1 protein-coding gene is annotated in these 343 nt (G+C 68.5%); it reads right to left on the bottom strand.

The window, feature by feature from the left end; all coding sequences use genetic code 11:
- The coding region (locus tag ASV53_RS26735; protein WP_141226375.1) for a signal recognition particle receptor subunit alpha at window positions 1–343 on the bottom strand (343 nt) is incomplete at both ends.

Below are 343 nucleotides of genomic sequence, written 5' to 3'. Positions count from 1 at the left end.
CCTGCTCGGCCACCACCTGCAGCTGGTTCACGGCGTTGGGGCGCTGCAGGTCGGCCGCGACGAGCAACGGCGTGTGCCCGTCGTTCTCGAGCTGCCTGGCGAGCTTGCCGGCGAAGGTGGTCTTGCCCGAGCCCTGCAGACCGGCGAGCATGATGACGGTCGGTGCGGTCTTGGCGAACTGCAGGCGGCGCTGCTCGCCTCCGAGGATCTGGATGAGTTCCTCGTTGACGATCTGGACGACCTGCTGCGCAGGGTTCAGGGCCTTGTTGACCTCATCGCCGAGCGCGCGCTCGCGCACCTTGGCGGTGAAGTCCTTGACGACCGGCAGCGCCACGTCGGCGTC

It is taken from the genome of Photobacterium sanguinicancri, from assembly GCF_002265265.1.
Lineage (GTDB): Bacteria > Pseudomonadota > Gammaproteobacteria > Enterobacterales > Vibrionaceae > Photobacterium > Photobacterium sanguinicancri.
Note: the sequence above shows the minus strand (reverse complement) of the source record. Positions and strands in the feature narration are given on the sequence as shown.